This window comes from Streptomyces sp. KM273126 (assembly GCF_004337435.2).
Lineage (GTDB): Bacteria > Actinomycetota > Actinomycetes > Streptomycetales > Streptomycetaceae > Streptomyces > Streptomyces acidicola.
Genome location: NZ_SJXB02000002.1, coordinates 2,430,740 through 2,445,393, shown reverse-complemented (window position 1 = coordinate 2,445,393; position 14,654 = coordinate 2,430,740). Strand labels below are relative to the sequence as shown.

General features: G+C 70.6%; 11 protein-coding genes and 2 pseudogenes. 7 read left to right on the top strand and 6 right to left on the bottom strand.

All coding sequences use genetic code 11. The features are described 5' to 3' along the window. Positions 1-50: 50 nt before the first annotated feature. From E0500_RS41430 to E0500_RS41415, 4 genes are all read right to left on the bottom strand, one after another. Positions 51-1,307 carry an MFS transporter gene (locus E0500_RS41430; protein WP_131567500.1) on the bottom strand — a complete coding sequence of 419 codons (1,257 nt, stop codon included), beginning with the start codon at positions 1,305-1,307 and terminating at the stop codon, positions 51-53. Beyond that, entirely contained in the window at positions 1,297-2,523 is a 1,227-nt protein-coding gene (locus E0500_RS41425) for an ATP-grasp domain-containing protein (protein ID WP_131567498.1), read from the bottom strand. The genes E0500_RS41430 and E0500_RS41425 overlap by 11 nt, the downstream gene beginning before the upstream one ends. Continuing rightward, entirely contained in the window at positions 2,520-3,608 is a 1,089-nt protein-coding gene (locus E0500_RS41420; protein ID WP_131567525.1) for a pyridoxal-phosphate dependent enzyme, read from the bottom strand. The genes E0500_RS41425 and E0500_RS41420 overlap by 4 nt, the downstream gene beginning before the upstream one ends. Positions 3,609-3,906: 298 nt before the next feature. Continuing rightward, complete coding sequence (locus tag E0500_RS41415; protein WP_131568854.1) at positions 3,907-4,647, bottom strand: class I SAM-dependent methyltransferase; 741 nt, start codon at positions 4,645-4,647, stop codon at positions 3,907-3,909. Between the two features lie 368 nt (positions 4,648-5,015). Between E0500_RS41415 and E0500_RS41410 the strand changes: the two genes are divergently transcribed. The 3 genes from E0500_RS41410 (at position 5,016) to E0500_RS41400 (ending at position 9,707) form a co-directional block, all read left to right on the top strand. Continuing rightward, a complete protein-coding gene (locus tag E0500_RS41410) occupies positions 5,016-7,748 on the top strand; it encodes a SpoIIE family protein phosphatase/ATP-binding protein (RefSeq protein WP_165935153.1) in 2,733 nt (910 codons plus the stop codon). Between the two features lie 116 nt (positions 7,749-7,864). Next, positions 7,865-8,071 carry a hypothetical protein gene (locus tag E0500_RS41405; RefSeq protein WP_131568850.1) on the top strand — a complete coding sequence of 69 codons (207 nt, stop codon included), beginning with the start codon at positions 7,865-7,867 and terminating at the stop codon, positions 8,069-8,071. Positions 8,072-8,234: 163 nt separating this feature from the next. Then, positions 8,235-9,707, top strand: a complete 1,473-nt coding sequence (locus tag E0500_RS41400) for an NUDIX domain-containing protein (protein ID WP_131568848.1) — start codon at positions 8,235-8,237, stop codon at positions 9,705-9,707. A gap of 166 nt (positions 9,708-9,873) precedes the next feature. Here E0500_RS41400 and E0500_RS41395 read toward each other — a convergent pair whose 3' ends face one another. Next, positions 9,874-10,020 (bottom strand): hypothetical protein, encoded by a 147-nt coding sequence (locus tag E0500_RS41395; protein WP_165935152.1) that lies wholly within the window; start codon positions 10,018-10,020, stop codon positions 9,874-9,876. A 307-nt stretch (positions 10,021-10,327) separates the two neighbouring features. Between E0500_RS41395 and E0500_RS41390 the strand changes: the two genes are divergently transcribed. The 3 genes and pseudogenes from E0500_RS41390 (at position 10,328) to E0500_RS41380 (ending at position 13,126) form a co-directional block, all read left to right on the top strand. Further along, positions 10,328-11,065 carry a hypothetical protein gene (locus E0500_RS41390; protein WP_131568846.1) on the top strand — a complete coding sequence of 246 codons (738 nt, stop codon included), beginning with the start codon at positions 10,328-10,330 and terminating at the stop codon, positions 11,063-11,065. Positions 11,066-11,472: 407 nt separating this feature from the next. Continuing rightward, positions 11,473-11,895, top strand: coding sequence for a class F sortase (locus tag E0500_RS41385; RefSeq protein WP_399120920.1), 423 nt, complete (start codon positions 11,473-11,475; stop codon positions 11,893-11,895). A 92-nt stretch (positions 11,896-11,987) separates the two neighbouring features. Next, a pseudogene (locus E0500_RS41380) lies at positions 11,988-13,126 on the top strand (GDSL-type esterase/lipase family protein). Positions 13,127-13,146: 20 nt separating this feature from the next. Here the strand turns inward: E0500_RS41380 and E0500_RS41375 are convergent. Beyond that, positions 13,147-14,163 (bottom strand): YafY family protein, encoded by a 1,017-nt coding sequence (locus E0500_RS41375; RefSeq protein ID WP_131568842.1) that lies wholly within the window; start codon positions 14,161-14,163, stop codon positions 13,147-13,149. A gap of 124 nt (positions 14,164-14,287) precedes the next feature. Between E0500_RS41375 and E0500_RS41370 the strand changes: the two are divergent. After that, a pseudogene (locus tag E0500_RS41370) lies at positions 14,288-14,485 on the top strand (DNA glycosylase AlkZ-like family protein); the annotation flags it as partial. Between the last annotated feature and the right edge of the window lie 169 nt (positions 14,486-14,654).

The window sequence follows — 14,654 nt, the reverse complement described above, 5'->3', positions numbered from 1 at the left end:
TTCCCACCGGGATGATGTGGCGTGGGTCACACCTGCAGTGGTCTTGTCTCTCACCCTGTCGACGGCCGCCTCTGCTCCTTCGGCGCCCGTGTGGCGCCAGGTTTGTGGGCGAGGGGGCCGATGCGGCCGCGGCGCACCGCGGCCGTCAGCAGGACGGGGAGAACCAGGGCCTGGAGGCACACGGCGAGCCAGAACCCCCTCGCCGAGCCCATGACTTCCGCCGCCGCGTACACCTGGCCGCCGACCGCTCCACTGCCGAACGCGCCGAGGCCGGCCGCCAGCCGCTGCCGGCCGAACACGGCGGCCGGAGCCGCGCGTGATCGGGCCAGGGCCTCCAGGTCGTTCTTCAGGAAGAGCACGATCTCGCCCAGGCACATCAGAGCGGCTCCCATGCCGATTCCCGCGTACCCGCCGCATGCGATCACCGCGGTCCCGGCCGCCATGCTCCCGAAGCCCACCTTCATGGCGTCCGCGTAGGCGAGTGCGGCGATCCACCGTGACAGCAGCGGCTGCGTGATCACCAGGAGGCAGGCGTAGCCCGTCAGCACCGCGCCGTAGTAGTTCGCCGAGGTGCGCGGGACGGCGTACAGAGCCAGGTAGTGCTGGAAGAACATGAAGATGTACACGCTCAGCACGGTCACGGCGAACGGCGGCGGGCCGTCGTCAGGACGCCGGGGCCGGGCGGCGTTGCCGGTGGCCGCCCGCGCCGCGTAGGCCGCCGGGTGCGCGGCCGGCGGTGGCAGCAGTGCGTGGCCGACACCGACGAGCGCGAACAGCGCGGTGACGCAGGAGAAGAGCACGGTGGGCGAGCCCAGGACGAAGGGTGCCGCGGCCGGTGGGCCGAGGGCGATGCCCGCGTTGAAGGCCGACCCGCTCGCCGACAGCAGCCGCGGGCGGTCGGCGTCGTCGGCGCCGTCCACCAAGTACGCCTTGTTCGCCGGGAGATACAGGGCTGCCCCGCAGGAGACCAGGAACAGGGCGCCGACCGCGAGCACGGGGCTGGCCATGCCCGGGACGAACGCCGCGAACCCTGCCGTCCGCACGGCCAGCGCCGTCAGCATGGTGACCCGCAGGCCGATCCGCTCGGCCAGCACACCGGCGAACACGCCGCCGGAGAACTGCACCAGCGAGGCGACGGCCAGCACGATGCCGACCGTGCCAAGGCCCAGCCCGAGCCGCTGGTGCAGCAGCACCGACATGTACGGCAGGACGGCGAAGCTGCCCAAGGTGATCAGGAACGAGGCGGCCAGCAGGAACGCCTGCGGAGCCGTGACCCGCCGGCCGCCCGGCAGGGGCTTACGGGCCACTGTCGGCGACGACGGGGCACACGCGGGTGGCCGCGCTCCACGCCCGGTGCTGCGCCAGCTCCGCCGTGGCGGCCTCGGCCAGCACGATGCCGGTGCAGCCGCGCTGGTCCCCCACCTGCGGCATGGCGTCTCCGGGTGCCCTGGTCGGGTACCAGCGCACGTTGCCGGGAAAGGCCGCCAACTCGTCGAGCCCGTGCCAGCCCTTGAGGACACCCGGACGGTCCGCGTAGACGAGGACGAACGCGTGCGCGGGGCCGTCGCGGTCGAGCGGTGCGTCCATGAGGCGTGGTCTGCGGCCCAGTGCCTCCTCCATCATGGCGGTGTACACGTTCGTGCCGAGCGAGCGGCACAAGACCTCCCCCACCAGGGCCCCACCGATCCGGCGGTTGATCTCGACCAGCTCCGGTCCCTCGGCGGTGAGGATGAACTCCACATGCGCGAAGCCGCTGTGATGGCCCGCCACGTGCAGGACGTCCCCGACCCATCGCTCGATGCCGCTGAACTCGGCCTGCGGCAGCACTACGGGGAAGGCGGCGGCTTCCTCCCGTACCGCGGGCTGCCGGGATGTCTGCCGGCTGAGGACGCCGAGCAGGCGCGTGGCACCGTCCCAGCTGAGTGTCTCCGCGCTGTAGAGCGGCCCGGCCAGGAACGCCTCGGCGAACAGGTCTCCCATGAACTGCCGGCGGCCGGCTTCGTCGAGAGCGCGGCGCAGTGCTTCCTCGTCGTGGGATATCCACACGTTGCGCGAGGAGGTACCCGAGGAGTCCTTGAGCACCGCGGGCAGGCCGATGGCACGGCGCACCTCTTCGGCGCTGTCCGGGCTCGCCTTGACGCGCACGGCGGCGCTCCGGCTCAGTCCGCGGCGGTGCAGGAGCTCGCGCACCAGATACTTGTCGCGCAGGAGCCGTACTGCGGCCGGGTCCGGGCCGGGGAGTCCGAACTCGGCCGCGAGGTCGGCGGCCGGCACGCTCCAGGTGTCGGTGGTGTTGAGCAGACCGGCCAGGTCGGGCAGGGCGGACAGCGCGCGCCGGGTCGCCGACTCGTCGAAGGTGTCGACATCGATGACGGTCAGCGCGCCGTCCGGCAGGGTGTGGAGTTCGTGCCGGTACACGGACCGGTCCGCGGTGAGCAGGCAGAGCTCGTGGCCGGTTTCCGCGGCCGCCGCGGCCATGTGGCCCAGACCGAAGGACAGGGATTCCAGTGCCGCGATGGTCACGGCGTCACCTCCACGGACGAGACGGGTTCGGCAGTGTCCGTGTCGGGGCGGCGGTCGGGCCGTACGGTCGCCGGATCGGGACGCCGCCCCCACTCCATCACCGACCAGGGCGGACGCAACTCGTCGAGCGCCTGGATGGGCCGGGGCCGGAGCGTGTGCATGTCCTGTGCCTCGGTGTGCCGGGCGAAGACCCGTTCGGCGTAGCGGTGGCCGGTGTCCGCGCCCAGGACGAGGTGGAGACGTTCGGGATCGCGGTCGGCCTCCCAGGAGGCGACCAGATGTGCGGCTCCGGTGGAGAGCCCCGCGAAGATCGCGTGCTCCTGCATGAGGCCGACCGCGCCGGCCATCGCGTGCCGGAAGTCCACCCAGTGCACGGTGTCGTACAGCTCGTGCCGGACGTTCTCGAATGGTATGGAGCTCCCGATTCCCGCGATGATCGCCTCCGGGTCGCTGAAGTGCTCGCTGCCGAAGGTGACGCTGCCGAACGGCTGAATCCCCACCAGACGCACCCCGCGTCCCGTCTCACGCAGGGCCTGCACCAACCCGCCGGTGGACGCCCCCGTACCGACCGCGCCGACGACGGTCAGGGGCGTGTCGGGCAGTGTCCCGGTGACGAGGTCGGCGAACTCCCGGTAGCCGGCGTAGTGGACGGAGTCGTGGTACTGCCGCATCCAGTGGAAGTCGGGGCGGTCGGCCAGCAGTTCGCGGACGCGGTGGACGCGGCGCTCCTGGTCGAGCCTGAGGTTCTGCGACGGAGGCATCTGGTCGACCGTCGCGCCCAGGACCTCCAGTTGGGCCCGCATGACCGCGTCGACCGTCGTGGACGCCACGATGTGGCACCGCAGACCGTAGCGGTGGCAGGCCATGGCCAGCGCCAGTGCGTAGATGCCGCTCGAACTGTCGATGAGTGTCTGCCCCGAAACGACGCGTCCGCGGCGCAGCAGCGCGCGGACGGCGCCGAGCGCCGTGTAGACCTTCATCGTCTCGAAGCGGGCGAGCACGACGTTGCCGCCGAGCCGGACCAGGTCCGGCGCCTTCAAGGCATCGGTGATGTGCTCGTGAACGGATGCGACCGGTGCCCCCATGGCCGTGGGCAGCGGGGGTAAAGCGGCGGTCGCCGTGCGCGCTCCTCCTGGCAGGCTCAGCGGGCCGCGTTGCGACGGGCGGGCTGCTGCGAGGTCGCGGGTGAGGTCTTGGTTCTCGTGGTGGTGCGGTGACATGTCGTACCGGTCCTCCAGGGCTGCGGGGTGCCGAGCAGTTGGCCACGAGCGGGCGGCAGAGGCGTGTGTGCGTACAGCTGCCGTCCGTGCGGGGGCGGGGCGGGGCGGGGCACGCGGAGCGGCACCCGGCCGGGGAACGCTCCGGGGAACGTCACAGGTCGTGTCACTTCTTGCGGCCCCGGACGATCAGCCGTCGCGAGTGGTTGTCGTACGCGGAACCGTCGAAGCCGCCGAAGCACTCCACGTCCGCGAAGCCGGCGGCCACGAACAGATCGTGCAGTTCGGCTGCGCTGTACAGGTAGGACGTCAGGGACGCCGTCCGTGCCGACGTACCCCGGACCAGCGTCCAGTCGGTCCGCAACCTGCGCCAGCTGTCGAAGACGACGTCCCGCTGGACCACGTAGGAACCATCCGGCAGGTCGACGGCCTGGGGACGCCCGATCCAGCCGGCCAGGACTTCCTTGCCCATGACGTCGACGAGGAGCTGTCCGCCGAGGGTGAGGCTCTCCCACGCATTGCGCAGGACCCGGAGGTTGTCGTCGGGGTCGTCGAAGTAGCCGAAGGACGTGAACACGTTCAGGACGACATCGAACGTCTCGGGGGCCGTGTACGTGAGCATGTCCGCCCGCACCAGCCGCACATCGGCTCCGGCCTCCTCGCACGCCTTCCTCGCCCGGTCCAGCATCGGCTCGCTGAGGTCGACGCCCGTGACGTCGAAACCCCGGCCGGCGAGCGGCATCAGGAACAGACCGGGACCGCAGCACAGGTCGAGCACGCGAGCGCCGGGCGGAAAGTCCAGCAGCGGCGACGTGGCCACCAGGCCGGCAACGGACTCCGCACGCTCCGGGGAGAACATCGTGGGAGCGAAGTCCGACCACAGGGAGTCGTCCTCGTACCACTTCATGATGCTCCGCCTCCTCCTGGACCCCACGGGCCCCTGTTGGCATCTGCTGTCACTCACCTTCGTTTCAGTAGTCGGCCGCTTCCGGCAGGTAGTTCCCGGCAGCGGATGCGCGGGGGAGCCTGCGATGACAGCTGGGTGGTGCTGTCGCGCCTTCCGGCAGCAGGTCGGGGGGAGGCCGACGGTTGCGGCGAGTTCGGTCACCCGCTCGGCCGCCTCCAGCATTCTTCGAGGGCGCGACGCGAGACCACTGCCGTGAAATATGACCAATGTCCCATAATGTCTTTATGGGTCTGCGTGGCGTCGTCCGCCGGTGCCGCCGAATCGGGTCATGGTCCCTGCGCAGGGACCATGACCTGCGCGAGGACCGCATGAGCGGCTCCAACGAAGACCGCATGAGCGGTTCCACCGGCAGACCGGCCGGCCGGCGCTCTGCGCTGGTCCCGCGCACCATAGCGGGGCAGATGTTCGCGGTGCTCGGGATGATCGTGCTGCTGCTCGTCGCCGGGGCCGTGGCGTCGGTGGTCACGCTGGCACGGAACGACAGCGAGAACCTGGCCCGGATGCGCGCCCTGGCGGTGGCCGAAACCTTCGCCCACGCCCCAGGCGTGCTCCCCGCGCTGAAGTCTCGCGATCCGAGCGCAGTACTGCAGCCGATCGCACAGGAGACCCAGCGCCGGACCCACGTCGACTACATCGTCGTGACCAATACAAAAGGAGTCCGCTACACCCATCCCAACCCGGCCGAGATCGGCAAGAGCATCACCGGCCCCCTCTGGCCGGCCACGGCAGGCCGGGCGTTCACCGACCGTGTCCCGGGACAGACTCTGCGGTCGCCGTCGATCCGTGCGGTGGTTCCCGTCATGGACGCGAAGGGCACGGTGGTGGGCCTGGTCAACTCGGGGGTCACGATCGCGAGCGTGTCGGGCACGGTCAACCGCCAGCTGCCGATCCTGTTCGGCGCCGCCGCGTGCGCGCTCGCTCTCGCGACGGCGGGCGTGGCCGGGGCCAGCCGGCGGCTACGACGGCAGACACACGGGCTCGGCCCCACCGAGATCACACGGATGTACGAACATCACGACGCCGTTCTGCACGCCGTCCGGGAAGGCGTCCTCATCGTCGACAACAACGGCACGCTGCTGCTGGCCAACGACGAGGCGCGCCGCCTCCTCGACCTGCCCCCCGACGCGCAGCAACGACATGTCGCGGATCTCGGCCTCGCCCCCTCCGTCGCCCGGCTGCTCGCCGAAGGGCGCGTCGCCGCCGACGAGGTCCACCAGTCGGCGGACCGCTTCCTGGCCGTCAACCAGCAGCCCACGCGCTCGCGCGGCCGCACCCTCGGCAGCGTCGCCACGCTGCGGGACACCACCGAGCTGCGGGCCCTGGCCGGCCAGGCCACCAAGTCCCGCGAACGCCTCAAACTGCTCTACGACGCCAGTGTCGTCATCGGCACCACCCTCGATGTGACCCGGACCGCCGAGGAGCTCGCCCAGGCGGCCCTCCCCCGGTTCGCCGACTTCGTCACCGTCGACCTCTTCGACTCGGTGCTGCACGGAGACGAACCGAACCAGGAGAACACCGCGCTGCGCCGGACGGCCTCGGCCTCCGCGCAGGATCAGCGCCCCCTGTACCAGGCAGGACAGCTCGTCAGCTTCTCTCCCTCCGCGCCGCAGGCCCAGAGCCTGACGCTCGGGAAGCCGAGGCTCGAAACAGACCTGGTCCGCGCACCCGAGACGGGGGAGCCCCGGAACCCGGCACACACCCGGTGGATCCTCGAACAGGGTATGCGTTCGCTGATCACGGTCCCGCTCCGTGCCCGGAACACGGTCCTGGGCGTGACGAGCTTCTACCGGAACGGACAGCTCGCACCCTTCGACGAGGACGATGTGTCCACCGCCGAGGAACTGGTGGGCCGTGCCGCGGTCTGCGTCGACAACGCCCGCCGCTACGCCCGCGAGCACGCCATGTCCGCGTCCCTGCAGCGCAGCCTGCTCCCCGGCGACCTGCCGGAGCAGAACGCGGTCGACGCCGCCTACCGGTACGTTCCGGCGCAGTCCGGGGTCGGGGGCGACTGGTTCGACGTCATCCCCCTCTCCGGGGCCCGTGTCGCCCTCGTCGTCGGCGATGTCGTCGGCCACGGCGTACACGCCGCCGCCACCATGGGGCTCCTGCGCACCACCGTCCTCAACTTCTCCGCGCTCGACCTGGCTCCCGACGAACTCCTCACCCACCTCGACGAGCTCGTCATCCGCCTCGGTCAGGACGAGGACCACCGCAGCCATGAGAAGGGCGCGGCGGCCACTGGCGGCACCGGGATCATCGGCGCCACGTGCCTGTACGCGATCTACGACCCCATCTCCCGGCACTGCGCTCTCGCCCGCGCGGGCCACCCCGCCCCCGCACTCGTCCACGCCGACGGCACGGTGCACTTCCCCGAGGTGCCCGGCGGACCACCCCTCGGGCTGGGCGGCTTCCCGTTCGAGACGGTTGACATCCAGCTCTCCGAGAACAGCGAAATCGTCCTCTACACCGACGGCCTCATCGAGAGCCGCCGTGACGACATCGACATCGGCCTGGAACGGCTGTGCCAGGCCCTCGCCCACCCCGGCCGACCACCCGAGCAGACCTGCGACGCCGTACTCGACGCCCTCCTGCCCACCGGCCGCGGCCGGCGCGCCGACGACATCGCCCTGCTCGTCGCCCGCACCCGCGCGCTGGACGCCGCGGCCGTCGTCGTCTGGGACGTGCCCGACGATCCGGCCGCCGTTGCCGACATCCGCGCCAAAGCCACCACTCAGCTCTCCGAATGGGGACTGGATGAAGCGGCCTTCACCACCGAGCTCATCGTCAGCGAACTCATCACCAACGCCATCCGGTACGCGGCTGCCCCCATCCACCTGCGCCTGGTACGTGACCGCACCCTCATCTGCGAAGTCTCCGACGCCAGCAGCACCTCCCCGCACCTGCGCCGCTCCGCCACCAGTGACGAAGGCGGCCGAGGGCTCTTCCTCGTGGCCCAGCTCGCTCAACGCTGGGGCACGCGCTACACGGCCCACGGAAAAACCATCTGGGCCGAACAGCCCCTGCCGTCGGCCGGGTTGTGAGACGTCTCCGGCAACACGGTCAAGTGCCTGATCCCGACCCTCCCGGCCGCTCGGAGCCCTCGAATCCTCGTCCTGCGCAACGGCACGGCGCCTACACGGAGTTGTACTGCGGCGAGATGGGAAACCTCGCTCCCGCCCTGGAGTTCGGCAGGCGCCTCGTCTGCCGGGGCCTGCCGGCCGAGGAGTACGCCAAGGCACTCGCCGACCAAGGTGTACCGAAACCGTTCGCCGACCTTCTGGTCGAGACCCGTCTCTCCATCGCCCGTGGTGACTGGTACACCGAGAGCACCAACATGCGGCAACTCCTCGGCCGACCGGGCTAGGGGGCTTCTGATGGATCTCCGTGGACGGGCGCGGAGATCCATCAGAAGCCCCCTAGCGGCCCCGGCCCGCCGCCGGGAAAGTACGGAAGTGAGCCCTGCCACCTCCGTCCGCTCACACATCGGCTGCCCGCACACCGGCTGCCCCGCTCAGGAAGGCTCCGCAATGCCGCCCGCCCGAACGGACACTCGCGACCTCGTCCACGCCTACCTTGAGCGGCACCCGGCGGAACGTCGCCTGTTGCAGGGCTTGTTGGCATCGCTCGATGCCGCCGAGGACCCCACGAGCCGGTCGGCCATGCCCTGGCACATCACTTCCACGGCTGTCGTCATCGACCGCGACCGGCGCGTGCTGCACATCCACCACAAGGCCGACGGTCTGGTCCTCACCCCCGGCGGCCATGTCGAGACCGGTGACCGCACCCCGCTCACCGCGGCGCTGCGCGTGGTGGCGCAGGAGGCCGGCATCGAGCCCGGCGATCTGTGCCTGACCCCGCAGTTCCTCCGCTCTCCGATCGACATCGACGTCCACGACATCGACGCCGACCACGCCACGGGTGAGCCGGCCCACCAGCACTACGACCTGCGGTTCGTCTTCTACCTGGCCCACAGCCACCCCGAACTCGCCTTGCAGGACCAGGAAACAGGAGGCGTCCGGGCTGAATGGCGCACCTTCGACCAGATCGGTTCCCCCACTCTGCGCGCCAAACTCCTGGGCTCCTCGCTCGACGGTCGGCCGGAACCGGTGAACGCCTCCGCCCTGATCCACGACGGCGCGGGCCGGTACCTGCTGCACCTGCGCGACAACTACCCGGGGATCTGGGAGCCGGGCTCCTTCGCGTTGCTCGGCGGCGGGCGCGAGCCAGGAGACACGTCACTCGAAGCCACGCTCCGCCGCGAGCTCGCCGAGGAGGTGCCTGGTCTCGACGTGTCGGACCTGACGCCGTTCGTCGTGGAGGAGGCCACCGGCATCGACGGTCTCTGCACGCCGATCCAGATCTGGGCCGGGCAGTGGAACGGGGACCCCGACACGCTGGCGTTGACCGAGGGCGTGCTGCTGCGGTGGTTTTCCCCGGCCATGTTGAACCGGTTGCGGCTGAGCCCGGCCACCCGCGACCTGGTGCAGCGGCACGCGGCCCAGCAGGCGTCCCCCAACGGCGGACCGCCCGGCGCGGCGCTCCCGAGTCGCGCGCCGGCCGCCGGTCGCAGTGTGCTGAACGTCATCGGCGTCCACCTCTACCTGGAGGAGGACGGCCGGGTCCTGCTCGGACTGCGGCATCCGGACTCGGCATACGCGGGCGGCTCCTGGCATTTCCTCGCCGGGCACTGCGAACAGGAGAGCGCCATCGGGTGTCTCGTGCGGGAGGCCTTCGAGGAGGCCGGTCTCGTCATCGCCCCCGGCGACGTGGAGCTCGTGCACACGGTGCACGTCGTCGACTCGCCCGGTGGACGGCCGCGAATGCAGCTGGTCTTCCGAGCCCGCCGCTGGAAGGGCGCCCCGAGCCTACGTGAGCCGGACAAGTGCCTCGCCTGGCGGTGGTGGCCGCAGGACGATCTGCCGGAGCCGCTCGTCCCCTACACCCGGGCAGCCCTCGACGGGATCCGCACCGGCCGCCTCTACACCGAGATGGGCTGGTGAGTTCGATGAGCACACCCGACACTGCCAAGCACCGGTTCGCCCGGGGGCTCCGGCCCTTCGTGAGCACACCGGACTCCGTAGTCGCTGTGGACCCCGTGGCCGTGCGTTCGCCGTTGAAGCACCTTGCGACGAGTTCGATGTGGCACACCGTCAGACGCCACTGACGTTACAGGGAAAGGTCGTAGGGAACAGACGCGCCGAAGCCGAGCAGCGGCACCGGCGCGAACGACGCGCGAAGGCAGGAGCGGGCCGGACCGCTGAGGCCTTCGAAGCCGGCCTCGACAGCGACACCGTGCAGAGCCGCCTCATGCACGCGCGTGCCCGCACCCCGGTCGGCACACGATCCCCGCCTTGGCTGCCAGCAGCCAGCAGCCAGCAGCCAGCAGCCAGCGAGGATCTTCGCGCTATACCTCATCGCGGCGCCCCAGTGACGGAACCGGGTGCCGCCAACCGGGTCATCCTTCGGGCTCAACCACTCAAAGAGCCCATGAAGTAACTCGAATGCGGAGTTTTCCGGTGGCGAGGAGCCGTGATGCGACCGAGGGTGATCACGTCGCTACTGCGATTCGTTCGAGCCGGCGCCGTGTCGGCTGCGCAGTCGCGACGAAAGGGGTATTCCCATGCGCATTGCCCGGACAGTGTTCGTCTCCGCCGCGATAACTGCGGCTGTCGCGATCTGCACTCCCGCGGCGAGTGCCGCGACGGCAGCCGAGCCCTGGGCGTCGGTCGGCAACACTTCCTACGGCAACGAGGAGCACGACAAGTTCAAGGACGAAGACCACGGCAAGGAGGAGCGTGGCAAGGAGGAGGAGAAGGAGGAGCACGGCAAGGAGCGCGAAGAGCACGGCAAGGAGAAGCCGAAGGGCGGCATCCACGCCGGCAGCGGCGGCCTGGCCATGAGCCTCCCGAAGGACGGCTTCCGCGACGAGGAAGAGCGCGAGGAGCGTGGCAAGGAAGAGCGCGAAGAGCACGGCAAGGAGCGCGAGGAGCACGGCAAGGAGCGCGAAGAGCACGGCAAGGAGCACTTCGGCAAGGAAAGGCCGAAGGGCGGCATCCACGCCGGCAGCGGCGGCCTGGCCATGAGCCTCGCGAAGGACGGCTTCCGCGACGAGGACGAGGACGAGCGATTCAAGGAAGACCACGGCAAGGAAGATCGGGAGGAGCACGGCAAGGAGCGCGAAGAGCACGGCAAGGAGCACTTCGGCAAGGAAAGGCCGAAGGGCGGCATCCACGCCGGTGGCGGTGGCCTGGCCACGTCCGGAGGCAGCATGACCGCAGGCTCCGTGCTGCTGCTCGGTGGCCTCGGGGCCGGCGCGTACATGCTGCGGCGCCGTAACGCGGCGGACGCCGCGGCCTGATCCCGTTCCCCTCGCAGTTGCTGCGCTGTCGCGGCCGTCGTCCCCTTCGGAGGGCGACGGCCGCGGCCGCGGCGTTTCACCTGCGCCTCACCCCCGTCCCCCTCACGCCTCACCGCCGTCCCCCTCACGAAAGGGCAACGCCCCATGGCAGCCCGCAGCCACACCAACCACACCAGCCACAGACCAAGCCCTCATCCCGCTCCCTCCCCCGCGCTCTGCGGTGGCCCTTGGTGGCAGCGGGACTCGGTGCTCTGCTCATCCACAACTCGATGGAGAGCAGAGCAGATCTCAAGCCCCAGGCTCCGCCTCCGGTGGTCGCCCCCGCAACGCCCAGGGCGACTGCATCTGCCGCTGATCCGGCACTGCCCCGCTCTGTGCCGGAGCGGATCTCGATCCCGCAAATCGGCGTGAACGCGCCGTTCACCGGGCTGTCCATCGGCGCATCCGGACAGCTCAACCCACCCCCCGCCGACGACACCAATCTCGTCGGGTGGTTCCGGGACGGGGCCTCGCCCGGCGAACGGGGCTCATCGATCGTGGTGGGCCACGTCGACACCAAGACGGGCCCGGCCGTGTTCTCTCGGCTTGAGGAACTCCGGTCCGGAAGCACGGTTCGCATCACCCGCGCGGACGGCATCGTCGCGAGCTTCAAGGTCGACTCGGTCAATTCCTTCAGCAAGGCCGACTTCCCCAACAAACGGGTCTACGCCGACGCCTCCTCGCCGGAGCTTCGCCTGATCACCTGCGGCGGCAACTACAACAAGAGCACCCGCGAATATGAGGAGAACGTGGTGGTGTTCGCCCACCTCGTCTCGGCCCGTCGCACCTGAGGGGCTACGGTGGGGCGCTTCTCGGGCACGTACACGTACTCACGTCCGGGCCTGAAGGCGTTCGACCTGTGGCGGGAGCGGTGACGGTGGCGATGCGGGCGGTCGCGCTGGTGGACGGGCCGGTGGAGTTACGCGGTGCGCTGGACCTGGAGATCACGCAGGCAGGGGTGATGCCGCGCCGGTTGCCCGCGTGGACCAAGGAGCAGTACCAGGATCCGTCGGTCCACGGGGTGACCCTGATGCCTTCCGGAGTCCGGTTGGTGTTCCGTACTGATGCGTGTGCACTGGAGTTGGAGGTACTCACCACCACGGGGCAGCTCGACACCGACCCCGAGCCCCGCCCGACCGGGATGCTGGAGCTGGTGGTGGACGGCGTCCTGACCGGGCGTCGACGAGCGCCGGTGGGCAACGTGCTACGAATGGCGGGCCCCGGGGCCGTGCAGAGACTCATCCCGGGCGGGCCCGGGACCGTACGGTTCTCCGGGCTGCCGGCCTGCATGAAGAACGTCGAGCTGTGGCTGCCGCAGCAGACCCCGACGGAACTGGTGGCACTGCGCGCTGACGCTGAGGTGCTGGCGCCCTTGCCGGACGGGCGGCGCCGCTGGGTGCACCACGGCAGTTCCATCAGCCACTGCATCGAGGCCGACGGTCCGACCGGCACCTGGCCAGTGGTGGCCGGCATGCTCGGAGGAGTGGAGGTGATCAACCTCAGCCAGGCGGGCAATGCGGTGCTGGATCCCTATGTCGCGCGAACGATCCGCGACATGCCCGCGGATCTGATCAGCCTGAAGGTGGGCATCAACATCGTGAGCCTGGCCGCCTTCCGGCTGCGGACGTTCGGCCCGGCGGTGCACGGATTCTGGACACGATCCGGGACGGGCACCCTGACACCCCTCTGCTGCTGGTGTCCCCGGTGAGCTGTCCGGCAGTCGAGGAGACTCCCGGCCCGACAGCCGTGGGGCCGGACGGGAAGATCACAGCTCTGGGCGATCCGGCCGCTGTGACCGGCGGGGCGTTGTCGCTGGCGGTGGTCCGTGCCGAGCTGGCCCGGATCGTGGCCGCCCGGCGGGCTCGCGATCCCCACCTCCACTATCTCGACGGACGCGAGCTGCTCGGCCCGGACGAGGCGCACGACCTGGCCGACGGCCTTCACCCCACCGCCGCCGCATACCGCCGGATGGGCAAGCGCTTCGCCACCCACGCCTTCGCGAACGACAGTCCGTTCCACTGAGGCGCTGGCCTGCGCCGGGCTCATTCGTTCGGGGGCGGCGTGGCCGGTGTGTCGGTCGCGGCTTTGGCGAAGCGGCGGGCCAGGTGCGCGAAGGCGTCCTTCAGCTCGGCGGGGCCGACGACCTCGATGTCGGCGTCGAACCTGCCGACGGCGGCGGCCAGGCCGGGCCATGACCATGAGCCCAGGACGAGCCGGCAGCGGTCCGGGCCGAGTTCCTCGACGATCGCGTCGTGGCTGTAGCGGGACACCTCGGCGGCGGGCAGATCGAGGATCACCTCGCCGCGGCAGGGCCAGTCGCCCAAGGCGTCGGAGCCCCGGAACCGGCCGGCCACGAAGGCGGCCACATCGCCTCCCGGCAGTTCGCGCGGAGTGAAGCGGGGTCCAGTGGGGGTGCGCGGGGTGATCCGGTCGGCGCGGAAGGTGCGCCAGTCCTCGCGGAGGAGGTCGAAGGCGACCAGGTACCAGCGCCCGCCCCAGGTGATGAGGTGGTGGGGCTCCACCCGGCGCGGCAGAGTCGCGGCGCGGTCGTCGTCGACTCCCGGTGGGGACACGGGGGCGTAGTCGAAGCGCAGCACTTCGCGGGCGTGCACGGCGGCGCTGAGCATCATGAGCACACGGCTGTCGGCCTGCGGCGCCCGCCGGGCCTCGGACCGCTCTACGGCGGTGACCTCAAGAGTGTCGATACGGCGGCGAAGCCGTGCGGGCATGACCTGCCGAACGGTGGTCAACGCGCGCGCCGCGGCTTCCTCGATGCCGGCACCGGTCGTCGTGGCGATCCGGAGTGCGACAGCCAGGGCGACGGCCTGCTCGTCGTCGAACAGCAGCGGCGGCAGGTCCGCGCCGGGATCGAGCCGGTACCCACCGTCAGGTCCCTTGAAGGCCGTGATGGGGTAGCCGAGTTCTCGCAGACGGTCGACATCACGGCGCACGGTGCGCGGGCTGACCTCCAACCGCTCGGCCAGCAGCGCCCCCGGCCAGTCCCTGCGTGCCTGGAGCAGGGAGAGCAGGGACAGCAGTCGTGCTGATGTCTTCGGCATGGTGCCCATGTTGCCCCTGGTAGCGGCCACACCCTGACCACTACTCCTGCGACGGTTCTCTCGTGCCGGACAACGAGAACGACCAGAAGGACCCGATCACTGTGTGCGGGACCTACCGGCGCTGGGAGTGAGCAACGTGCTGCTCTCGTCATGGCTGGGGCGCGAGATCGCCCCGCCGACGCCGAACGACCCGCCGGCCCCCAACGGCTCCGATCTGGTCCGCGAGGCACTGGTACGGCGCTGTCTGACCGCGTTCGGCCCCGCCGCGACGGCCGACCTGCGCGCCTGGTCCGGCCTCGCCGGACTGCCGGCCGCGGTCGCCGAGCAAGGGCGGGCGCCAGCATTCATCTCCGACGGCGACAGCCATCGCGTGCAGATCGCCGCGTCCGAGTGCTGAGCGCTCCGCCTGCGGGCACCCCGCCCGACCCGGGCGTTCCCTTGTGGCCGGGGTGAAACGCCGGGATCTCGGAGGCTCGTTCTCGTCGAGGGCC